Genomic DNA, 20,407 nt, shown 5'->3' with positions numbered 1-20,407 from the left:
GGCTACGGGTTTTCCGGGGATGAGCCGACCAGGGTTGGGGAGGCGTAGCGGGACCAGGACAGGCAGCCGTCCGGAGGGCAGTGTTCGGGGTTGCGCGGGTCGTGTCCCAGCTCGCGCAGCTTGGTGCGGACCGAGTCCGGGGTGCGCCCGAAGCGCGCGGCGGTCCGCGCTATGGACTCCCCGTCGTGGAAGCGACGCAACAGTTCCTCCTCGTGCTGCGGCACCCACGGCGCCCCGTGCCCGGGGAACAGCTCGCGCAGCACATCGCGGTCAGGTATCGGCTCGGCCACGTCGGCGACGAGGGCGAGGGCGCGCAGCGCTCGGTTCAGCGCGATCCGCACCGTCGCCACGTCCCCCATCGGCAGCCGCAGTTGGCCGGAGGCCAGCGGCGTCTGCGGGTCGGCCTCGCTCCAGCCGCTGAGCGTCAGCGTGACGGTGGTGTCGTCCTCACTGGCGAGTTCGATCCGGAAGACCTTGTCGCCGAGCGGCAGTTCGTTCAGATGGCGAAACGCCATGATCCAGCCCCCTAGGGTCCAAGTCAGCCCATCCACGGTCGGATTGGCTCGGACTGGTTCCATTCTCCCAGGGGGGTCTGACAATTCACCGGTCCCGAGACCGCGTTCAGCCCTTCTCCAGATACCCCTCGCGGGAGGCGTCGACCAGACTGTCCAACGCGCTCAACAGGTCCGGATGACCGGCCAGTTCGGGGTCCTCGGCGACCAGCGCGGTGGCCTCCTCGCGGGCCGCCTCGATGACCTCCACGTCGTCGATGACCGCGAGCATCCGCAGGGACGACCGGGTGCCGGACTGCGCCTGCCCCAGCACATCGCCCTCCCGGCGCTGCTCCAGGTCGATCCGGGACAGCTCGAACCCGTCCAGCGTGGCCGCCACCGCGTCCAGCCGCGCCCGTGCGGAGCTGGCCTCGGGCATCTCGCTGACCAGCAGGCACAGGCCTGCCGCGCTCCCCCGCCCGACCCGGCCGCGCAACTGGTGCAGCTGCGAGACGCCGAACCGGTCGGCGTCCATGATCACCATCGCGGTGGCGTTCGGCACGTTCACCCCGACCTCGATGACGGTGGTGGCGACCAGCACGTCCACCTCCCCGGCGGCGAACCGCCGCATCACCTCGTCCTTGGCGTCCGGCGCCATCCGGCCGTGCAGCACCTCCACCCGCAGGCCGCGCAGCGGCCCCTTGGCGATCTGCTCGGCGACGTCGAGCACCGCGAGCGCCGGACGGCGCTCCGCCTCGTCCTCCGGGGACTTCTTCTTCGGCTCCTCCTCGTCGCCGATGCGCGGGCACACCACGTAGGCCTGGTGCCCGGCCTCGACCTCCTCGCGCACCCGCTCCCAGGCCCGGGTCAGGAAGTGCGGTTTGTCCTTGGCCGGTACGACATGGGTGGCGATCGGCGAGCGCCCGGCGGGGAGTTGGTCGAGCACCGAGGTCTCCAGGTCGCCGAAGACGGTCATGGCGACCGTGCGCGGGATCGGGGTGGCCGTCATCACCAGCAGGTGCGGCGGCTGCTTGCCCTTGCCGCGCAGCGCGTCGCGCTGTTCGACGCCGAAGCGGTGCTGCTCGTCCACCACGACCAGCCCGAGGTCGTGGAACTTGACGGTGTCCTCGATCAGCGCGTGGGTGCCGATGACGATCCCGGCCTCACCGGTCACCAGGTCGAGCAGCGCCTGGCGGCGGGCGGCCGTGCCCATCGAGCCGGTGAGCAGCACCACCTTGGTGCCGAGGTCCGAGCCGCCGAGCATCCCGCCCTCGGCCAGGTCGCCCATCATCTCGGTGATCGACCGGTGGTGCTGCTGGGCCAGCACCTCGGTGGGCGCCAGCATCGCGGCCTGGCCGCCCGCGTCCACCACGGCGAGCATCGCGCGCAGCGCGACCAGCGTCTTGCCGGAGCCGACCTCACCCTGCAGCAGCCGGTGCATGGGGTGCTCGGTTGCCAGGTCGGCGAAGATCTCCGCGCTGACCGCGCGCTGGCCCTCGGTGAGGGTGAACGGCAGCTTGGCGTCGAAGGCGCTCAGCAGCCCGTCCTCGCCCGGCACCCGCGCTACGGCGGGCAGCGCGGCGTCGGCGGCGCGCCGCCGGGCCAGCGCGACCTGGAGCACGAACGCCTCGTCCCACTTGAGGCGTTCGCGGGCGGCGGCGATATCGGCCTTGGTGCGCGGCCGGTGCACCTTCTCCAGCGCCTCGGGCAGCGGGGCCAGCCCTCGGGACGCCCGCAGCTTCTCGGGCAGCGGTTCGCCGACACCCGTCCAGCCGGTCGCGGCAAGGGAGTTGAGCGCGGTGTCCACGGACTGGGCGATCTGCCAGGAGGCGATCTGCTTGCACGCCGGATACAGCGGCAGCAGTCGGCCCGCGAACGCGTCCACGGCCTCCTGGCCGTCCTCCGCGTCCAGCAACTGGTAGTCGGGGTGGGCCAGTTGGCGCACCCGGTTGAAGACCGTGACCTTGCCCGCGAACATCCCGCGGCGACCGGGGATCAGCTTCTGGTGGTGGTAGTGCGCGGCCTTGTTGAAGAACACCAGTTGCAGCGAGCCGCTGCCATCGGTGACCACGACCTCCAGGCGGACGCCCTTGCCGTGGTTGTAGGTCTTCTTCTCGGCCTTGGCCACCCGGGCCACCACGGTGACGTGCTCGTCGAGCGGGAGGTCGGCGAGGCGGGTGAGTTCGCCGCGCTCGGCGTACCGGCGGGGGTAGTGGTGCAGGAGGTCGCCGACGGTGTGCAGGTCCAAGTGGTCGGCCAGCACTTTTGCGGTGCGGTCGCCGACCACTTTGCGCAGGGGTTCGGTCAGGGGTGCCATCGGTGTCCATACTCGCGCATGGCACGGACAGTTTGGCCTAGGCGGCTTCTCGCCGTTCCGGGTGCTCGCCGTCGCCGTCTGCCGGTCCGGTTGTACCCACCCTCCCCCAGCTACCGCTGGGAGGTGCCCCCTCCGCCCTGCGGAACGACTGCCCACAACTTTTCGGGCGTTACTCGACGCCGATCAGGAGCAGGCGGCTGCCGTGGCCGCCTTCGTAGGTGATCGTGTCTACCGCCAGGTGGGATTCGCGGACGTGGGACTGGAGGCGGTCGGACAGGTCCGGTGGGGCGTCCTCGCCGAGTACCAGGGTGACCAGTTCGCCGCCCGCGGCGAGCATGCGGTCGAGGACGGTGATGGCGGTGATCGTCACATCGCGGCCGATGACGGCCACGTCGCCGTCGATCAGGCCGAGGGTGTCCCCGGCCTGGCAGACTCCCGCCATGGTCCACGACTCGTGCTCCGCGACGGCCAGTTCGGCGTAGCGGGTGGCCCCGGCGGCGGCCGTCATCGCCACCACGTCCTCGTCGAACCGGCGGGACGGCTGGTGCACGGCGAGCGCGGCGATGCCCTGGACGACGGACCGGGTCGGGATCAGCGCGACCCGCACGCCGTCGGCGCGCAGCCGTTCCGCGGCCGCCGCGACGGTGGGCCGCAGCTCGTCCTCGTTGGGCAGCAGCACCGCCTCCCGGGCCCCCGCCCGCCGGACGACCTGCGCGACCTCGCCGCTGGCCAGCGGTTCGCCGGGGCGCGTCGGGACGACCACGGCCCCGGCCTCGGCGCACAGTCCGGCCAGCCCGTCGCCCTCGACCACGGCCACGATCGCCCGGCCCGCCGCCGTCGCCGGACGGGATGGCGCGGCCGGGGCCGGGGCGCCGAAGTGCGTGATGCGGATCCGGTACGGCCGTCCCGCCTCCACCCCGGCCTCCACGGCGGCGCCCGCGTCATCGACATGGACGTGCACGTTCCACAGCCCGCCGCCGCCCACCACGACCAGGCAGTCGCCCAGCGCGTCCAGCTGGCCCCTGAGCCGTTCGACGGCCGCGTCCTGGGCCTCCAGCAGGTAGATCACCTCGTAGGCGGGACCGCCGGGCACCAGGTGCGGGTCGCCCGCCGCGTCCCGGCCGTGGTCCGCACAGCCGTACGGCACCAGCGGCGGGTGCAGGCCGGGCGCGGCGGGCAGCCGGTCCGGGGCGGCGCCGCTCAGCGCTTCGGCGAGCGCGCCCAGCACCGCGACCAGGCCACGTCCGCCCGCGTCGACGACCCCGGCCCGGCCCAGTACGTCGAGTTGGGCGGGGGTGCGGGCCAGTGCGGCGTGGGCGCCCTGGTAGGCGGCGGTGGCGACGGCGGCCGGGTCGTCGGTGGCGGCGCAGGCGTCGGTGGCGTCGGCCGCGGCGGTGGCTACGGTGAGCATGGTGCCCTCGACGGGGTGGGCGACCGCCTGGTACGCCGACCCGGCGGCGGCCCGCAGCGCCTTGCGCAATCCGGCCGCGTCCGGCTGTTCGGCCAGTACCTCGCTCATGGCGCGCAGCAGTTGGGCGAGGATGGTGCCGGAGTTGCCGCAGGCCCCGATCAGCGCGCCGTGCGCCATGGTGCGTACCGCGTCGGCGACCGACGGGGTCTCGCCCGAGGCGGCGTAGCCGTCGAAGACGGCGTCCACGGACTGGGCGGCGGATTCGACGGTCAGATAGAGGTTGGTGCCGGTGTCACCGTCCGCGACCGGGTACACGTTGATCGCGTCGATCTCCTCGCGCTCCTGGCCGAGCGCCCGCAGGGCCAGCCTGCACCAGGTGCGCACCGCGGCGGCGTCGAGCGTGTGCGGCACCGGTTTCCTCCTGTGGGGCGGCCGACGTGTGGCACCCGACAGTAGTGGCGCCGGGACCCGCGGCGGTCCCTAGGGTGCCCCGGCCTGGGCGGCTGCCGTTCTGCCCGTCGCCCTCAACGGAGACCCTGCGGGCCGCTGCCGTTCTGCGAGGGCCGTGGGGACCATGGTAGTTTTTCTGTACGGAGCGGGCGTTGTATGCTGCTCCGGTTGCCCGGCACCAGTCGGGCCTTTCTCTCGGCCCGCCGCCGAGAACTCACCGTACGTGCATCTGAAGTCTTTGGAGTGACCCGTGGCTGCCAACTGCGACGTCTGCGGCAAGGGGCCGGGCTTCGGCAACAACATCTCCCACTCGCACCGCCGTACGCGCCGTCGTTGGAACCCCAACATCCAGACGGTGCGCGCTGTGGTCGGTCGGACGCCGAAGCGCCTCAACGTCTGCACCTCGTGCATCAAGGCCGGCAAGGTCGCGCGCTGACGTCCACCGCGTCGTCGTAGCGCAGCCCTGCGGCTCATCGAAATCCGGTCCACCTGACGGTGGACCGGATTTTTGCCTTCCGTGGGAAGGGCGGAGAGGCCGGACGTTCCGCTTCCCGCTCAACGCCACTGCCAGGCGTGGTCCACCGGGCCGATTCCGGCGCCCAGCGGATAGCCCGCGGCGATCGCCCCGGTCACATAGCTCTTGGCCGCGCCCACGGCCTCCGGGACGCCCATCCCCTTGGCCAGGTGGACGGCGATGGCGGTGGCCAGGGTGCAGCCGGTGCCGTGGGTGTGCCGGTTCTCGTGCCGGGTGGCGCGGAACCAGTGCTCGTCGGTGCCGTTGGTGAGCAGGTCGACCGGGGCGCCGGGCAGATGCCCGCCCTTGACCAGCACCCAGCGCGGCCCGAAGGCCAGCATGGCGCGGGCGGCGTCCGGCATCGCCGACTCGTCGGTGACCTTGACGCCGGTGAGCTGTTCGACCTCGTCCAGGTTGGGGGTGGCGACGGTCGCGGTGGGCAGCAGCCGGGCGCGCACCGGGTCGAGCGCCTCGGTGGCCAGCAGGGTGTCGCCGTGCTTGGAGATGCCGACCGGGTCGACCACCACCGGCACGTCGAGGCCGTCGAGCAGTTCGGCGACGGTGCGCACGAGCTCCGCGGAGGCCAGCATGCCGGTCTTGACGGCCTGGACCCCGATGTCGTCCACGACGCTGCGGAACTGGGCGCGCACCGCGTCGGCGGGCAGTTCCCAGGCGCCCTGCACACCGAGCGAGTTCTGCGCGGTCACCGCGGTGATCACGCTCATGCCGTGCGCGCCGAGCGCCTGCGCCGTCTTCAGATCGGCCTGGATGCCCGCGCCGCCGCCGGAGTCGGATCCGGCGATGGTCAGGACACGTGGGGGAATCCTCATAATGACCGAACCTAACGGGTCCACGTTCAACGGGCCGTGAACGGCCCTCGAACGTTGGATCTTTCTGGAGTGCGGTCGGTTCGTTGTCCCGGGGCGCGCCCCGAACCCGCGGGCCGCTAACCGCCGAAGTGGTCCCAGCCACCCGCGCGGTCCCACGGCGCTCCGTCGACGGTCACCAGGGGCGTACCGGCCGCCACGACCTCGCCGATCACCCGCCAGCGGGCGGGCAGCTTGGTGTCCGCCGGGAACGTCGCCACGATCGCGTGGTCCTCCCCTCCGGTGAGCACCCACTGCATGGGGTCGACGCCGACCGCCTGGCCGATGTCCTTCATCTGCGCGGGCACGTCGATGTCGCCGGACTTCAGGTCGATGCGCACTCCGCTGGCCGCCGCGATGTGCCCGAGGTCGGCCACCAGCCCGTCGCTGACGTCGGTCATCGCGGTGGCGCCCAGGTCGGCCGCGGCGGGTCCCGCGTGGTACGGCGGTTCGGGGCGCCGGTGCGCCTCGACGAACGCGCGCGGACTGCGGAACCCCCGGGAGAGCACCGCGAATCCGGCCGCCGACCAGCCCAACCACCCGGTGACCGCCACCAGGTCGCCGGGCCGGGCGCCGGAACGGGTCACCGGCTGGCGGTTGCGCAGGTCGCCGAGGGCCGTGATCGCCACGGTGATGGTGTCTCCGCGCACCACGTCGCCGCCGACCACGGCCGCGCCCGCGACGTCGCACTCATCGCGCAGCCCGTCCATCAGCTCGGTCGGCCAGGTGGCGGGGAGTTCGGCGGGTACGACCAGGCCGAGCAACAGCGCGGTGGGCACCGCGCCCATGGCGGCGATGTCGGCGAGGTTCTGGGCCGCCGCCTTGCGGCCGACGTCATAGGCTGTGGACCAGTCCCGCCGGAAGTGCCGCCCCTCCAGCAGCACGTCCGTGCTGGCCACCACGCGCCGGTCCGGCGCGGCCACCACGGCCGCGTCGTCGCCGGGCCCCAGCCGTACGGCCGGGGTGGCGGTGAGCCGGGAGGTCAACTCCCTGATGAGCCCGAACTCCCCCAGCTCACCCACGGTCCCCTTCATCCCACTCGCTCCTTCAGCAACGCCTTGCGCAAGGCAGTCCCCTTCACCCGCGGGCCGTCGGCCGCCCGGCCGCCAGCTCGTCAATCCGCCGCCCTGGGACGGCCCCCATAGCCTTAGGGCACGGGAGGCGCCCCCTCCCGCCGCGCCGATCGCACCGCGCGGGTCTCCCCGCCGCACGCGACGACGCGGTACGGTTGCCGTCCCCTTCCCACATGATCCTCGTAGCCGCCCTGGAGGTTCCGTGGTACAGGCGTACATCCTGATCCAGACCGAGGTCGGCAAGGCCTCGGCCGTAGCGGAGGTGATCTCCAGCATCCCCGGAGTCATCATGGCCGAGGACGTCACCGGCCCATATGACGTGATCGTGCGCGCCCAAGCGGACACCGTCGATGAACTCGGTCGCATGGTGGTCGCCAAGGTCCAGCAAGTGGACGGCATCACCCGCACGCTGACCTGCCCGGTCGTCCATCTGTAGCCCCGCCTATGCTCGGTCGGTGAGCTCTTCCATCCACCGGCCGCGCCATTTGTCCAAGTTGTCCCGACTGGCTCGTCTTCGTGGTTCCCTGCCCGTCGCCGCCGTTCTGCTGGCGGCGGCGGGCTGTTCGTCCAGCGCCCCGGACACCGTCGCCGTGCCGACCCCGTCGGCGGCCGTGGCGACGCTGTGCCGGACGCTGCACAACGCGCTGCCGGAGAAGGTCAACGGGCTGGCCCGGCACGCCACGCACCCGGCCTCCGACCTCACCGCCGCGTGGGGCGACCCGGCCATCGTGCTGCGCTGCGGAGTACCCACCCCCGATGTCCTCGATCCCGGCAGCGCACATTACAACCCGACGGCGGACGCGGCGTCGATCAACGGCGTGGACTGGCTGCCTCAGAAGCAGTCCGACGGCAGTGTCCGCTGCGCCACCACGTTGCGCAAGGCGTTCGTGGAGGTGACGATCCCGGCGAAGTACACCGGCCCCTACGGTGACATCAGCGCGCTCACCGATCTCGCCGACGCGGTCAAGAAGTCGGATCCGGCGGGGCTTTGAGCGGCGCGCCGCCGGACGACATGACTAGCGCAGCCCGGTGGAGCGGCGCAGCGCGGCCTGCAACAGCCGGTCGATCAGCTCCGGATAGCTGACTCCGCTCTCCTGCCACATCCGTGGGTACATCGAGATCGGTGTGAAGCCCGGCATGGTGTTGATCTCGTTGATCACGAACTCGCCCTCGTCGGTGAGGAAGAAGTCCGCGCGCACCAGGCCCTCGCAGGACGCCGCCTCGAACGCGGCGATCGCCAGCCGCTGCACCTCGGCCGTCTCCTCGGCGGTGAGCGGCGCGGGCACCACGCCCTCGGCGGAGTCGATGTACTTGGCCTCGAAGTCGTAGAAGTCGTGCGCGGTGACCGGTGGGATCCAGGCCGGGACACTGGCCCGCGGACCGTCCTCGAACTCCAGCACCCCGCACTCGATCTCGCGCCCGGACAGCAGCGCCTCCACGATCACCTTGGGGTCGTGGCGGCGCGCTTCCTCCATCGCCTCGTCCAGGCCCGAGAGGTCGTCGACCTTGCTGATGCCCATGGACGAGCCCGCCCGCGCGGGCTTGACGAACACCGGCCAGCCGTGTTCGGCGGCGAAGTCCACCACCTTCTTGCGGGCCGCGGCCGGGTCGCGCTCCCACTCGCGCGGCCGGATCACCTCGTACGGGCCGACCGGCAGCCCGAAGGAGGCGAACACCCGCTTCATGTACTCCTTGTCCATGCCCACCGCGGAGGCCAGCACCCCGGCGCCCACGTACGGCACCCCGGACAGCTCCAGCAGGCCCTGCAGCGTGCCGTCCTCGCCGTACGGGCCGTGCAGCACCGGGAAGACCACGTCGACCTCGCCAAGCGCCTTGGGGACGGAGCCCGGTTCGGTGTAGACGACCTCGCGGCTGGCCGGGTCGACCGGCAGCACGACCGTGCCTTCGGGTGACTCGGTGAGCTGCTCGACGCTCGGCAGGGCCCGGTCGGCGATGGCCATCCGCTCCGGGTCGTCGGCGGTCAGCGCCCAACGCCCGTCGGTGGTGATGCCGATGGGCAGCACGTCGTACTTGGTGCGGTCGATGGCCCGCAGCACCGCTCCCGCGGTGAGGACGGAGATGGCGTGCTCGGAGCTGCGCCCGCCGAAGACGACGGCGACCCGTGGCTTGCGCGGCGGCTGCTCGCCGCTGTGGAGAGAAGGCATGTTGCTCATGTCGCTCTGACCCTACCGTTCGGTTCCGGACACCCTAACGACGCTCGGCCTTGGCGGAGCGCGACATCAGCTCCTTGAGCGCCACGAGCGGGGGTTTGCCCTCGTGCACGATCTCCACCACGGTCTCGGTGATCGGTACCTCGACACCGTGCCTGTGGGCCAGATCCAGCACGGATTCACAGGATTTGACCCCCTCCGCGGTCTGCTTGGTGACCGCGACCGTCTCCTCCAGAGTCATACCGCGCCCGAGGTTGCGCCCGAAGGTGTTGTTGCGGGACAGCGGTGAGGAGCAGGTCGCCACCAGGTCGCCGAGTCCGGCCAGACCCGCGAAGGTGTGCGCGTCGGCGCCCATCGCGAGTCCCAGCCGGGTGGTTTCGGCCAGTCCGCGGGTGATCAGCGACGCCTTGGCGTTGTCGCCGAGCCCCATGCCGTCGGCGATGCCGACGGCCAGCGCGATCACGTTCTTCACCGCGCCGCCGAGTTCGACACCGACCACGTCGGTGTTGGTGTACGGCCGGAAGTACGCGGTGTGGCAGGCCGCCTGCAACCGCTGGGCGACCGCCTCGTCCCGGCACGCCACCACCGCGGCGGCCGGTTGCCGGGCGGCGATCTCCTTGGCCAGGTTGGGGCCGGACAGCACGGCGACACGTTCCGGACCGGCCTTGGCGACCTCCTCGATCACCTCGCTCATCCGCTTGGCGGTGCCGAGTTCGATGCCCTTCATCAGGCTGACCAGCACCGCGTTCGAGGGCAGCAGCGGCGCCCACTCGGTGAGGTTGGCGCGCAGCGTCTGGGACGGGATGGCCAGGATCACGAAGTCCGCACCGCGCGCCGCGTCGGCGGGGTCGGTGGTGGCCCGTACGCCGGGCGGCAGTTCGACGCCGGGCAGGTAGTCCGGATTGGACCGGGTGGTGTTGATGGCGTCGACCGGGGCGGCGCGGCGGCCCCACAGGGCCACCTCGCATCCGGCGTCCGCCAGGATCATCGCGAAGGCCGTGCCCCAGGATCCGGTGCCGTACACCGCGCAGCGCGTCGTCACTTACGCTCCACTCTTCTCTTCGTTCTCGGTCGCCGCCGCCTCGCGTTGCGCCGCCTGCTTCGCGCGGACCGCCTTGCGGTGGTCGTAACGCTCCGTGGGCGCGGGCTCACCGCGCAGTTCGGCGAGCAGCTCGGTGATCGCGTCCATGATCACGTCCGTGGCGGCGCGCAGGGTCTCCGCGGTGGGCTCCTTGTCGTAGAACGCGGACAGGTCGACCGGCGGACCGGCCAGCACCCTGAACGTCTTGCGCGGGAACAGCTTCAGCTTGCCGTACGGCGGCAGCGCCTCGTTGGCGCCCCACTGCGCGACCGGGATGACCGGCGCCTTGGTGAGCAGCGCGACCCGGGCCGCGCCGGTCTTGCCCGCCATCGGCCACTGGTTGGGGTCACGGGTGAGGGTGGCCTCGGGGTAGAACGCCACGCACTCGCCGGAGTTGATGGCCTCGACGGCGGCCCGGAAGGCGTTGGCCGCGTCGGTGGACTCGCGGTAGACCGGGATCTGGCCGATGCGGCGCAGCATCGTGCCGACGAGCGGGGTCTTGAACAGCGCGTACTTGGCCAGGAACCGCGGGACGCGGCCGGTGTTGTACTGGAAATGCGCGTACGAGAGCGGATCCAGGTACGAGTTGTGGTTGACCACGGTGATGAAACCGCCGTCGGCCGGAATGTTCTCCATTCCGCGCCAGTCCCGCTTGAAGAACACGATGAGCCATGGTTTCGCGATGACGGCGGCCAAGCGGTACCAGAAGCCGATTCTGCGGCGGGACACCAGGACATCCTCCTCGATTGGCGCTGTCCACGGTTTCATCTGGGCTTTCGGACAGCCGCACAAGTTTCGCCCCAGGCCCGCGCTGTGTCGAGAAGCCCCCGCCGTCAGCGGTTCGCGGCCGGCGGCCACGGGGACGGTACCGACACCGTAACCCGGGTCCCTAAGGGCGTCGCGACCGCCCACGGGGAGAATGACCGGATGCGCAGCGAAAGGGTGTGGGATCTCGTCATACCGCTCAAACCCCTGGTCCTGGCCAAGAGCAGGCTGGGCGACCTGCGCCCTGGTCTGGCCCTGGCGTTCGCCCAGGACACGGTGGCCGCGGCGCTGGCCTGCGCGGTGGTACGGGGGGTGTGCGTGGTGACCGACGATCCGCTGGCCGCCGCCGAGCTGTCCGCGCTGGGCGCGCGGATCGTGCCGGACGCGCCCGCGGCGGGCCTCAACGCGGCGCTGGCGCACGGTGCGCGGGTGGTACGGGCCGAGCGGGCGTCCAGCGCCGTGGCGGCGCTGAACGCGGATCTCCCGGCGCTGCGGCCCGCGGAGCTCGCGGCGGTGCTCGGCGCCGCGCGCGGCGGGCGGGCGTTCCTGGCCGACGCGGCGGGCGTCGGCACCACGCTGCTGGCGGCCTCACCCGGCGTTCCGCTGCGCCCGGCCTTCGGGGGGCCCTCCCGGGCCCGGCACCTGGCGAGCGGCGCGAGGGAGATCGCCCTGCGCCTGGTCGACTCGGTACGGCGCGACGTGGACACCGCTGAAGACTTGCGCGCCGCGCTGACACTGGGCGTCGGCCCCCACACGACCAGGGCCACGGCAGCGCTGCGGCTGTAGCGTTCGGGCTCGCGCCCGGTACGGCACCGCGGGGATCCACCGCCGCGTCGCCGCCGCCGCGGCGGGCAACCGACGAACCGGTCCGGCGGTTCGGCGCCCACCGCAACCCGGTCAACCAACCAGCCGCACCGGAAGACACACGCTGCCACGCAGCCGACTAGGCTGCACCGCATGCAAGCCACCGCGTACACCTTCGACCCCGAAACCCGTACGGGCAGCGTGCTGCTCGACGACGGCACGCCGGTGCCGTTCGACGCGGCGGCGTTCGACGCCGGAGGTCTGCGGCTGCTGCGGGTGGGTCAGCGGGTCCGCATCCGAACCGAGGGCGAGGGCGACGCGCGCCGGGTGGTCTTCGTGACGCTGCAGACCTTCGACGACCCCCAGGCGTAGTCAACTCGCGGCGCGGGCCGGGCTCCCGTGTGGGGGCCCGGCCCGTCGCGGCCTGTGGGGACTGCTCCGCCCGGCGGTTTACCGCTTGCGGGCCGTGGTCTTCTTGGCAGTGGTCTTGCGGGTGGTGGTCTTCTTCGCCGGCGCCTTCTTGGCGGTGGTCTTCTTCGCCGTGGTCTTCTTGGCGGTGACCTTCTTCGCCGTGGTCTTCTTGGCGGTGACCTTCTTCGCCGGAGCCTTCTTCGCCACCGCCTTCTTGGCGGCGGCCTTCTTCGCGGCCTTCTTCGCGACCGCCTTCTTGGCCATGGGTGCGCCGGTGAGGCTGCCCTTGGGCGCCTTCTTCACCGCGACCTCGCCCTTGGGCAACTTCTTGGAGCCGCTGACCAGGTCCTTGAAGCCCTGACCCGCGCGGAAGCGCGGCACGGAGGTCTTCTTGACCCGGACGCGCTCGCCGGTCTGCGGGTTACGGGCGTAACGCGCCGGCCGGTCAACCTTCTCGAACGAACCGAAACCTGTGACCGAGACCCGGTCGCCAGCGACAACCGCGCGGACGATCGCGTCGAGAACGGCGTCGACCGCGTCCGCGGCGTTCTGCCGCCCGCCGACCTTGTCGGCAATCGCTTCTACGAGCTGCGCCTTGTTCACGTCTTCCCCTTCGGAAACTTTGCTGGAACGAAAACCGTGTCCTAGCAGATCAAGCTTTTTCGCACGTTAGGCAGATATATACCGCAAATCAAATACGAAACGGGCGAATCACCCTTGTGCCGCAACGAACTCGGTGCTCATCGAGTTCCGGGATCGGTGAACCGCCCCTCGTCTAAGTCCCGCATGAAGCGCTCCAACCGCTGCTCTGCGCCAGCCACGTCGTGCTTGGCGGCGGCGGTGATGACTAGCAACTTGCGGGTCATCGCCACCCGTACGTCGTCGGGGACTTGCAGTGCTCGCACCCTCGCGTGCGCCACCTTCAGGCGTGCCGCAACGACCCCGTAGAGCTTGAGTTGGTCATCGCGGTCCATGTGGCAATTGTGCCATCTGTTACGAGTTGTCGCCTCCGCAGGGGTCAACTCGCCGTACAGCACACGCTTCCAGCGTCCCTCATACGCCGAACGCGCCCCTGGCCTCGGAGGCCGGGGGCGCGTTGCGGATGGTACGTGTTGAACGTGCGGAACGGGAGGTCAGGCCTCCACGGTACGCGGCTTGTGAGCGGGTCGACGTGCCTCGTACTCGGCGATGTCGGCCTCGTGGCGCAGCGTCAGGCTGATGTCGTCCAGACCTTCGAGCAGCCGCCAACGCGCGTTGTCGTCCAACTCGAAGGACTGCGTCAGGCCTTCCGCGCGTACCTCGCGGGCCACCAGGTCGACGGTGATCTCCGCCGCCGGGTCGGATTCGGTGAGTTTCCACAGCCGTTCGATGACGTCCTGCGGCACAACGACCGTCAGCAGGCCGTTCTTCAGCGAGTTGCCTCGGAAGATGTCCGCGAAGCGGGACGACAGCACGGTCTTGAAGCCGTAGTTCTGCAACGCCCACACCGCGTGCTCACGGGACGAGCCGGTACCGAAGTCGGGCCCGGCGACCAGCACGGTGGCGCCCTGCCGTTCGGGCTGGTTCAGCACGAACTGGGGGTCCTTGCGCCAGGCCTCGAACAGGCCGTCCTCGAAACCGTTGCGGGTGACCTTCTTCAGCCAGTGGGCGGGGATGATCTGGTCGGTGTCCACGTTGCTGCGGCGCAGCGGGACCGCACGGCCGGTGTGCGTGGTGAAAGCTTCCATGACCGCTCAGGCCTCCACGGGGGTACGGACGTCGGACAGGTCGGCGGGCGAGGCGAGGTGTCCCAGCACCGCGGTGGCGGCGGCGACCTGGGGCGAGACCAGATGGGTACGGCCGCCCTTGCCCTGCCGTCCTTCGAAGTTGCGGTTCGAGGTGGACGCCGACCGCTCCCCCGGGGCGAGTTGGTCGGGATTCATACCCAGGCACATCGAGCAACCCGCGTGCCGCCATTCGGCTCCCGCCGCGGTGAACACCTTGTCCAGGCCCTCCGCCACGGCCTGCAGCGCGACCCGTACCGAACCGGGCACCACCAGCATCCGCAAGCCCTCGGCCACCTTGCGGCCACGCAGTACGTCGGCGGCCGACCGCAGGTCCTCGATGCGGCCGTTGGTGCACGAGCCGACGAACACGGTGTCCACCGCGATGTCGCGCAGCGGCTGGTTGGGGGCCAGGCCCATGTACTCCAGCGCCTTCTCGGCGGCCAGCCGCTCACTCGGGTCGGCGAACGACGCCGGGTCCGGTACGACGGCCGACAGCGGCGCGCCCTGGCCCGGGTTGGTGCCCCAGGTGACGAACGGCGCCAGTCGGGAGGCGTCGATGTGCACCTCGTGGTCGAACACCGCGTCGTCGTCGGTGCGCAGCGTCTTCCAGTACTCGACCGCCGCGTCCCACTCCTCGCCCTGCGGCGCGTGCGGGCGGCCCTTGAGGTAGGCGAACGTGGTCTCGTCGGGGGCGATCATCCCGGCCCGGGCGCCCGCCTCGATCGACATGTTGCACACGGTCATCCGGGCTTCCATCGACAGCTTCTCGATGGCCGAACCGCGGTACTCGATCACATAGCCCTGGCCGCCACCGGTGCCGATCTGCGCGATGATCGCCAGGATCAGGTCCTTGGCGGTGACTCCGTCCGGCAGTTCGCCGTCGACGTTGACCGCCATGGTCTTGAACTTCGGCATCGGCAGCGTCTGGGTGGCCAGTACGTGCTCGACCTGGCTGGTGCCGATGCCGAACGCCAGCGCGCCGAACGCGCCGTGCGTGGAGGTGTGGCTGTCACCGCAGACCACGGTGGTGCCCGGCTGGGTCAGTCCCAGTTGCGGTCCCACCACGTGGACAACACCCTGTTCCACATCACCGAGCGGGTGCAGCCGCACACCGAACTCGGCGCAGTTCTTACGCAGCGTCTCCAACTGGGTACGGGAGACCGGGTCGGCGATCGGCTTGTCGATGTCGAGGGTGGGGGTGTTGTGGTCCTCGGTCGCGATGGTCAGGTCCGTACGGCGCACGGCGCGGCCACTGAGCCGCAGTCCGTCGAAGGCCTGCGGGCTGGTCACCTCGTGCAGCAGGTGCAGATCGATGAAGAGGAGGTCGGGCTCGCCCTCGGCGCGCCGAACGACGTGGTCGTCCCAGACCTTCTCCGCGAGTGTCCGTGCCATCGCTTTCCCTCCGACCGGCAGCATGCCGGCCTGCTCGTCATGGCGGGGTTGCCATCCAGCGTGACGGCTTCTCCGGAAAATTGAACTTGCGTTTCACACTGTGAGACGTAAGTATCGTTGCATGGACAACTCTAGCGGCGTCGGCGTTCTCGACAAGGCGGCTCTGGTGCTCAGCGCGCTGGAGTCGGGACCGGCCACCCTGGCCGGGCTCGTCGCCTCCACCGGCCTCGCCCGCCCCACCGCACACCGGCTCGCGGTCGCGCTGGAGCACCACCGGATGGTGGCGCGCGACATGCAGGGCCGTTTCATCCTCGGCCCACGGCTGTCGGAACTGTCCGCCGCCGCGGGCGAGGACCGGTTGCTGGCCACCGCCGGACCGGTGCTCACCCATCTACGGGACGTGACCGGCGAGAGCGCGCAGCTCTACCGTCGCCAGGGTGACATGCGGATCTGCGTGGCGGCGGCCGAGCGGCTGTCCGGCCTGCGGGACACCGTGCCGGTGGGCTCCACGCTGCCGATGAAGGCCGGGTCGGCCGCCCAGGTGCTGCTGGCCTGGGAGGAGCCGGAGCGGCTGCACCGCGGCCTGCAGGGCGCCCGCTTCACCGCCACCGCGCTGTCCGGCGTACGGCGGCGTGGCTGGGCCCAGTCGATCGGCGAGCGGGAGCCGGGCGTGGCGTCCGTCTCCGCGCCCGTACGCGGCCCGTCCAACCGCGTGGTGGCCGCGGTCTCCGTCTCCGGCCCGATCGAGCGGCTGACGCGCCATCCCGGCCGCATGCACGCCCAGGCAGTCGTAGACGCCGCGGCCCGCCTCACGGAGGCCCTCCGCCGCAACGGCTGAGGCCGCCTTCCCGGCGCGGTTCCGGGTTGGGGTTCGCCCTCACGACGCCCGCGGCGCGGTTCCGGGGTTGCGGTTCGCCCTCACGACGCGGCACACACGCGGCGTGCTTGCGCGGTTGCGGTTCGCCGGGCACCGCCGGACTCCGTCGCGGGGGTCGCTCGCCGTCGCGGCGGATAGAGATGCGGCGGCGAGCCGCCACACCCACGTTGCGCTTCGCCGTGGCAGTCGCTCGCCATCGCGGCGGAAGAAGAAGGATCAGCCCGGCGCCTGGAAGCCTTGCCGTGAACCCACCCGAAGGGCTCGTACCGGAGGTTTGGGGGCGTGCCCCCACAAGATCTTCCCGCCGCGACGGCGATCAACCCCCACGACGGAGCCCGGCGGTGCCGAACCCACCGAACCCACCACACGCGAGCCCGCCGCACACGAGCCCACCGCACCCGAAGCAACCACACGCGAACCCACCGCACGCGACCCCATCGCCCGCGAGAATCCGCGTACCCGAACCTCGAACCCCGAACCCGAACCCCCGCCCCCGCCAAGGGACTTGGTGTGCCCCCAACCGCGGCACGTGCCGCACAAAAGCAAAAGGCCTCCTGCGCGAGCAGGAGGCCTTACCGTACCCCCGACCGGATTCGAACCGGCGCTACCGCCTTGAGAGGGCGGCGTGCTAGGCCGCTACACAACGGGGGCCCTAGCGATCCTTCAGGATCAGTACCCCCGACCGGATTCGAACCGGCGCTACTGCCTTGAGAGGGCAGCGTGCTAGGCCGCTACACAACGGGGGCTTGATCGAATTTCATCGACCAGCTGGGGTACCAGGACTCGAACCTAGACTAACTGAACCAGAATCAGTCGTGCTGCCAATTACACCATACCCCACCGAACTCAACCCCCCGGTGGAGGCCTTGTTTGGCGCTTGCGCTTCCCGGTCCGGCCTTTTTTCGGCCCGCCCGGGCGGCGCAGAAAGAACATTACCGGATGCCCGCCCCAGCACCAAAATCGAATACCCCGGCCTGCGGTTCCGCACGCTCTGTGACCACCCGGCCACCGCATGGAGTGCCCGTGAACAGCAGAAGGGGGCGGCGGCCACACGGGCCGCCGCCCCCTCACGGGCGTGCCGGAATCAGCCGCCGAGCTTGGCCAGCGCGGCGTCGATGCGGGCCAACGTCCGCTCACGCCCCAGCACTTCGAGCGACTCGAAGAGCGGCAGGCCGACCGTGCGGCCGGTGATCGCCACCCGGACCGGTGCCTGCGCCTTGCCGAGCTTGAGGCCGTGCTCCTCACCGGCGGCCAGCACGGCCGACTTGAGCGCCTCGGCGTGCCACTCCGCGTCGACGAGCTTCGCCCGCGCCGTGCGCAGCAGCGCGTCCGAGCCCTCCTTCATCGCCTTGTTCCAGGACGCCTCGTCCTCCACCGGCTCGTCCAGGAAGAGGAAGTCGACGTTGTCCGTGATGTCGGACAGCACCGTGAGCCGGGTCTGCGCGTGCGGCGCGATCGCCTCGAAGGCCGCCTGGTCGAACGCCTCCGGCCGCCAGGGCGCGAAGGGGGCCTTCAGCCACGGGCCGCAGGCCTCGATGAACGCCTTCGGGTCCAGTCGGCGCAGATGCTCGGCGTTGATGTGCTCGCACTTCTTCAGGTCGAACCGCGCCGGGTTGGCGTTGACGTCCTCGATGTCGAAGGCGGCGACCATCTCGTCCATGGTGAAGATGTCGCGGTCCTCGGCCAGCGACCAGCCCAGCAAGGAGAGGTAGTTGAGCAGTCCCTCGGGCAGGAAGCCGCGCTCCCGGTAGAGGTTGAGCGAGGACTGCGGATCACGCTTGGACAGCTTCTTGTTGCCCTCACCCATGACGTACGGCAGGTGCCCGAACTGCGGCACGGTGCCGCCTCCGACGCCGATCTCGGCGAGCGCCGCGTACAGCGCGATCTGCCGCGGGGTGGAGGACAGCAGGTCCTCGCCGCGCAGCACGTGGGTGATCCCCATCAGCGCGTCGTCCACCGGGTTGACCAGGGTGTACAGCGGCGCGCCGTTGGCCCGCAGGATGCCGTAGTCCGTCACGTTCTCCGGGCTGAAGGTCAGCTCGCCGCGCACCAGGTCGGTGAAGGTGATCGGCCGGTCGGGCATCCGGAACCGCACGATCGGGGTGCGGCCCTCCGCCTCGTACGCCGCGATCTGCTCGGCGGACAGCTCCCGGCACTTGCCGTCGTAGCCGGACGGCCTGCCCGCGGCGCGGGCCGCCTCGCGGCGGGTGTCCAGTTCCTCGGTGGTGCAGTAGCAGCGGTAGGCGTGCCCGGCCTCCTGCAGCCTGCGGGCCACGTCCGCGTAGATGTCCATCCGCTGGGACTGCCGGTACGGCGCGTGCGGGCCGCCGACCTCGGGCCCCTCGTCCCAGTCCAGACCGAGCCAGCGCATCGAGTCCAGGAGTTGGGTGTACGACTCCTCGGAGTCGCGGGCCGCGTCGGTGTCCTCGATGCGGAAGACCAGGGTGCCCTTGTGGTGCCGGGCGAAGGCCCAGTTGAACAGGGCGGTGCGGACCAGGCCCACATGGGGGTTGCCGGTCGGCGAGGGACAGAACCGTACGCGTACTGGTGCGCTAGCCACGCTTGATCACCTTGTTGGTGAGAGTGCCGATGCCTTCGATGGAGACGGCGACCTCGTCGCCGACGTTGAGCGGGCCGACCCCCGCCGGGGTGCCGGTGAGGATGACATCACCGGGCAGCAGGGTCATCGCCTCGCTGATGTTGACGATGAGGTCGGCGATGGCGTGCGTCATCTGGCTGGTGCGGCCCGCTTGCCGCAGTTCGCCGTTGACCGTGCAGGTGATCGCCAGGGCGGCCGCGGTCTCCAGATCCATGTCCGTCTCCACCCACGGCCCGAGCGGGCAGGAGGCGTCGAAGCCCTTGGCGCGGGCCCACTGCTTCTCGGTGCGCTGTACGTCGCGCGCGGTGAGGTCGTTGGCGCAGGTGTAACCGAGGATCACCTCGGCCACCCGGTCCCGTGGCACCTCGCGGCACATCCGGCCGATGACCACGGCGAGTTCCGCCTCGTGGTGCAGTTCGGCGGAGAAGGCGGGGTACGGAACGGGGTCGCCGGTGCCGATGACCGAGGTCGACGGCTTGAAGAAGGCGAACGGCGCGTCCGGCACCTCGTTGCCCAGCTCCGCCGCGTGCTCGGCGTAGTTGCGCCCGAAGGCGACGACCTTGCTGGGCAGTACCGGTGGCAGCAGCCGGACCTTGCTGAGCGGGACCTTGGTGCCGCTCAGCTCGAACTCGGCGAACGGGATGCCCTTGATGATGTCGATGGCGAGGGTGTCCGGCTCTGACGGATCCCCTTCCACCGCGCCGAAGGCGACATTGCCGTCGATGGAGAATCTGGCGATGCGCACGGATGCCGCGCCCTTCACAGGTTGGAGACTGACGCTCCAGGCTATCGCGGGGTGGCGGCGCGCCTTCGGCTCTTTCCCGGGTGCGCGGGTCAGGCGCTGGGCAGGGTGTCCAAGGTGGTGCGGCGCGGGTTGGCGGTCTGCTGCGGAAGGGCGCGGACCTCGGCGGCCGACTCCTCGGCGGCCGGGGCCGGGATGAGCTCGTCGGCGTCCTTCAGGTGGGCGAGCGTGGTGCGACGCGGGTTGGCTATCGGACGCATCAGCATCGTCGTCTTCACGTTTTGGGTCCAGACCTTTTGAAGTTGCGGCGCCGCGGGCGCCGTTTGGCGAAGTAACACCTTGTGTAAAGGCCCAGGCTATGTCCGCCTATTCCGGGGGCTCCGTGACCAAGGCAACGATCATCGTGTGATTTTGCTCACGAACACCAGGGCAATTCGCCGCAAATCGCCTTCCCAATTCCGAACGGGGAAACCGGCATTGAGGACTCATCACCTCTTATCTCCGCCGATGGGCGTTACCGGGTCAGCACGGCCACGTACCGGGCTCGCGGGTAAAAGTCCGTTATCGCCGACATGGTCCTCGACCCACGGTGATCCACCGCCTGCGGTGGGTAACCATAATCACAGCTCGGGCACGCACCTTGTTGGACTTCCGCGCCTGTGCTGGAATTCCACGGA

General features: G+C 70.8%; 21 protein-coding genes and 3 tRNA genes. 6 read left to right on the top strand and 18 right to left on the bottom strand.

Annotation, left to right across the window (positions count from 1 at the left end; all coding sequences use genetic code 11):
• Positions 1-2: 2 nt before the first annotated feature.
• From NON19_RS21265 to NON19_RS21255, 3 genes are all read right to left on the bottom strand, one after another.
• Positions 3-515, bottom strand: a complete 513-nt coding sequence (locus tag NON19_RS21265) for a hypothetical protein (protein WP_255930335.1) — start codon at positions 513-515, stop codon at positions 3-5.
• Positions 516-621: 106 nt separating this feature from the next.
• Positions 622-2,808 (bottom strand): ATP-dependent DNA helicase RecG, encoded by a 2,187-nt coding sequence (gene recG / locus NON19_RS21260; protein ID WP_255930334.1) that lies wholly within the window; start codon positions 2,806-2,808, stop codon positions 622-624.
• Positions 2,809-2,977: 169 nt separating this feature from the next.
• The gene (locus NON19_RS21255) at positions 2,978-4,630 is read right to left on the bottom strand and encodes a DAK2 domain-containing protein (RefSeq protein ID WP_255930333.1); all 1,653 of its coding nucleotides are present in this window, start codon (positions 4,628-4,630) and stop codon (positions 2,978-2,980) included.
• Between the two features lie 289 nt (positions 4,631-4,919).
• Here NON19_RS21255 and rpmB point away from each other — a divergent pair, with 289 nt between their 5' ends.
• Positions 4,920-5,105 carry a 50S ribosomal protein L28 gene (gene rpmB, locus NON19_RS21250; RefSeq protein WP_014628431.1) on the top strand — a complete coding sequence of 62 codons (186 nt, stop codon included), beginning with the start codon at positions 4,920-4,922 and terminating at the stop codon, positions 5,103-5,105.
• Positions 5,106-5,224: 119 nt separating this feature from the next.
• Here the strand turns inward: rpmB and thiD are convergent, their stop codons facing one another.
• Positions 5,225-6,013: a bifunctional hydroxymethylpyrimidine kinase/phosphomethylpyrimidine kinase gene (gene thiD, locus NON19_RS21245; RefSeq protein WP_255930332.1), complete on the bottom strand. Its 789-nt coding sequence runs from the start codon at positions 6,011-6,013 to the stop codon at positions 5,225-5,227.
• A gap of 116 nt (positions 6,014-6,129) precedes the next feature.
• Positions 6,130-7,083 (bottom strand): thiamine-phosphate kinase, encoded by a 954-nt coding sequence (locus NON19_RS21240; protein WP_255930330.1) that lies wholly within the window; start codon positions 7,081-7,083, stop codon positions 6,130-6,132.
• A gap of 241 nt (positions 7,084-7,324) precedes the next feature.
• On the opposite strand from NON19_RS21240, the gene NON19_RS21235 reads away from it, so the two are divergent.
• Both NON19_RS21235 and NON19_RS21230 read left to right on the top strand, forming a co-directional pair.
• Positions 7,325-7,558: an Lrp/AsnC family transcriptional regulator gene (locus NON19_RS21235; RefSeq protein WP_255930328.1), complete on the top strand. Its 234-nt coding sequence runs from the start codon at positions 7,325-7,327 to the stop codon at positions 7,556-7,558.
• 19 nt (positions 7,559-7,577) lie between these two features.
• Positions 7,578-8,114: a DUF3515 domain-containing protein gene (locus NON19_RS21230; RefSeq protein WP_255930326.1), complete on the top strand. Its 537-nt coding sequence runs from the start codon at positions 7,578-7,580 to the stop codon at positions 8,112-8,114.
• A gap of 24 nt (positions 8,115-8,138) precedes the next feature.
• Here NON19_RS21230 and NON19_RS21225 read toward each other — a convergent pair whose 3' ends face one another.
• The 3 genes from NON19_RS21225 to NON19_RS21215 are packed head-to-tail and all read right to left on the bottom strand — an operon-like array spanning position 8,139 to position 11,103.
• Positions 8,139-9,287, bottom strand: a complete 1,149-nt coding sequence (locus tag NON19_RS21225; RefSeq protein ID WP_255930324.1) for a D-alanine--D-alanine ligase family protein — start codon at positions 9,285-9,287, stop codon at positions 8,139-8,141.
• 43 nt (positions 9,288-9,330) lie between these two features.
• On the bottom strand, positions 9,331-10,335 hold the full coding sequence (locus tag NON19_RS21220) for an NAD(P)H-dependent glycerol-3-phosphate dehydrogenase (protein ID WP_372514215.1): 1,005 nt from the start codon (positions 10,333-10,335) through the stop codon (positions 9,331-9,333).
• Positions 10,336-11,103: a lysophospholipid acyltransferase family protein gene (locus tag NON19_RS21215; RefSeq protein WP_255930322.1), complete on the bottom strand. Its 768-nt coding sequence runs from the start codon at positions 11,101-11,103 to the stop codon at positions 10,336-10,338.
• Positions 11,104-11,301: 198 nt separating this feature from the next.
• Between NON19_RS21215 and cofC the strand changes: the two genes are divergently transcribed.
• Positions 11,302-11,925, top strand: coding sequence for a 2-phospho-L-lactate guanylyltransferase (gene cofC, locus NON19_RS21210; RefSeq protein WP_255930320.1), 624 nt, complete (start codon positions 11,302-11,304; stop codon positions 11,923-11,925).
• Positions 11,926-12,096: 171 nt separating this feature from the next.
• A complete protein-coding gene (locus tag NON19_RS21205) occupies positions 12,097-12,315 on the top strand; it encodes a hypothetical protein (protein ID WP_255930318.1) in 219 nt (72 codons plus the stop codon).
• A 78-nt stretch (positions 12,316-12,393) separates the two neighbouring features.
• On the opposite strand, the gene NON19_RS21200 is transcribed toward NON19_RS21205, so the two are convergent.
• From NON19_RS21200 to leuC, 4 genes are all read right to left on the bottom strand, one after another.
• Positions 12,394-12,957, bottom strand: a complete 564-nt coding sequence (locus NON19_RS21200; RefSeq protein WP_255930316.1) for an HU family DNA-binding protein — start codon at positions 12,955-12,957, stop codon at positions 12,394-12,396.
• A 137-nt stretch (positions 12,958-13,094) separates the two neighbouring features.
• Positions 13,095-13,328 (bottom strand): SCO5555 family protein, encoded by a 234-nt coding sequence (locus NON19_RS21195; RefSeq protein ID WP_255930314.1) that lies wholly within the window; start codon positions 13,326-13,328, stop codon positions 13,095-13,097.
• Between the two features lie 159 nt (positions 13,329-13,487).
• Positions 13,488-14,081, bottom strand: a complete 594-nt coding sequence (leuD, locus tag NON19_RS21190; RefSeq protein WP_255930312.1) for a 3-isopropylmalate dehydratase small subunit — start codon at positions 14,079-14,081, stop codon at positions 13,488-13,490.
• Between the two features lie 6 nt (positions 14,082-14,087).
• A complete protein-coding gene (gene leuC, locus NON19_RS21185) occupies positions 14,088-15,512 on the bottom strand; it encodes a 3-isopropylmalate dehydratase large subunit (protein ID WP_255930310.1) in 1,425 nt (474 codons plus the stop codon).
• Positions 15,513-15,633: 121 nt separating this feature from the next.
• Between leuC and ndgR the strand changes: the two genes are divergently transcribed.
• Positions 15,634-16,350: an IclR family transcriptional regulator NdgR gene (gene ndgR / locus NON19_RS21180; protein ID WP_255930308.1), complete on the top strand. Its 717-nt coding sequence runs from the start codon at positions 15,634-15,636 to the stop codon at positions 16,348-16,350.
• A 617-nt stretch (positions 16,351-16,967) separates the two neighbouring features.
• Here the strand turns inward: ndgR and NON19_RS21175 are convergent.
• From NON19_RS21175 to NON19_RS21150, 6 genes are all read right to left on the bottom strand, one after another.
• Positions 16,968-17,040 (bottom strand) — tRNA-Glu (locus tag NON19_RS21175).
• A gap of 22 nt (positions 17,041-17,062) precedes the next feature.
• Positions 17,063-17,135: transfer RNA gene (locus NON19_RS21170), tRNA-Glu, on the bottom strand.
• A gap of 22 nt (positions 17,136-17,157) precedes the next feature.
• A tRNA-Gln gene (locus tag NON19_RS21165) sits at positions 17,158-17,229 on the bottom strand.
• A 244-nt stretch (positions 17,230-17,473) separates the two neighbouring features.
• Positions 17,474-18,949 carry a glutamate--tRNA ligase gene (gltX, locus tag NON19_RS21160; RefSeq protein ID WP_255930306.1) on the bottom strand — a complete coding sequence of 492 codons (1,476 nt, stop codon included), beginning with the start codon at positions 18,947-18,949 and terminating at the stop codon, positions 17,474-17,476.
• Positions 18,942-19,733: a fumarylacetoacetate hydrolase family protein gene (locus NON19_RS21155; RefSeq protein WP_255930304.1), complete on the bottom strand. Its 792-nt coding sequence runs from the start codon at positions 19,731-19,733 to the stop codon at positions 18,942-18,944. Before NON19_RS21155 ends, gltX begins: the two co-directional genes overlap by 8 nt.
• Before the next feature lie 89 nt (positions 19,734-19,822).
• Positions 19,823-20,008, bottom strand: a complete 186-nt coding sequence (locus tag NON19_RS21150) for a hypothetical protein (protein ID WP_255930302.1) — start codon at positions 20,006-20,008, stop codon at positions 19,823-19,825.
• Positions 20,009-20,407 lie beyond the last annotated feature (399 nt).

The organism is Streptantibioticus rubrisoli, assembly GCF_024436055.1.
Classification (GTDB): Bacteria; Actinomycetota; Actinomycetes; order Streptomycetales; family Streptomycetaceae; genus Streptantibioticus_A; species Streptantibioticus_A rubrisoli.
This window is presented reverse-complemented; position numbering and strand designations above follow the sequence as displayed.

Excerpts from the sequence above, each read along its gene's own strand:
- NON19_RS21265 (WP_255930335.1), bottom strand. The coding sequence starts at position 515 with ATGGCGTTTCGCCATCTGAACGAACTGCCGCTCGGCGACAAGGTCTTC.
- recG (WP_255930334.1), bottom strand. The coding sequence starts at position 2,808 with ATGGCACCCCTGACCGAACCCCTGCGCAAAGTGGTCGGCGACCGCACC.
- thiD (WP_255930332.1), bottom strand. The coding sequence starts at position 6,013 with ATGAGGATTCCCCCACGTGTCCTGACCATCGCCGGATCCGACTCCGGC.
- NON19_RS21240 (WP_255930330.1), bottom strand. The coding sequence starts at position 7,083 with ATGAAGGGGACCGTGGGTGAGCTGGGGGAGTTCGGGCTCATCAGGGAG.
- NON19_RS21225 (WP_255930324.1), bottom strand. The coding sequence starts at position 9,287 with ATGCCTTCTCTCCACAGCGGCGAGCAGCCGCCGCGCAAGCCACGGGTC.
- cofC (WP_255930320.1), top strand. The coding sequence starts at position 11,302 with ATGCGCAGCGAAAGGGTGTGGGATCTCGTCATACCGCTCAAACCCCTG.
- NON19_RS21205 (WP_255930318.1), top strand. The coding sequence starts at position 12,097 with ATGCAAGCCACCGCGTACACCTTCGACCCCGAAACCCGTACGGGCAGC.
- NON19_RS21195 (WP_255930314.1), bottom strand. The coding sequence starts at position 13,328 with ATGGACCGCGATGACCAACTCAAGCTCTACGGGGTCGTTGCGGCACGC.
- leuD (WP_255930312.1), bottom strand. The coding sequence starts at position 14,081 with ATGGAAGCTTTCACCACGCACACCGGCCGTGCGGTCCCGCTGCGCCGC.
- leuC (WP_255930310.1), bottom strand. The coding sequence starts at position 15,512 with ATGGCACGGACACTCGCGGAGAAGGTCTGGGACGACCACGTCGTTCGG.
- ndgR (WP_255930308.1), top strand. The coding sequence starts at position 15,634 with ATGGACAACTCTAGCGGCGTCGGCGTTCTCGACAAGGCGGCTCTGGTG.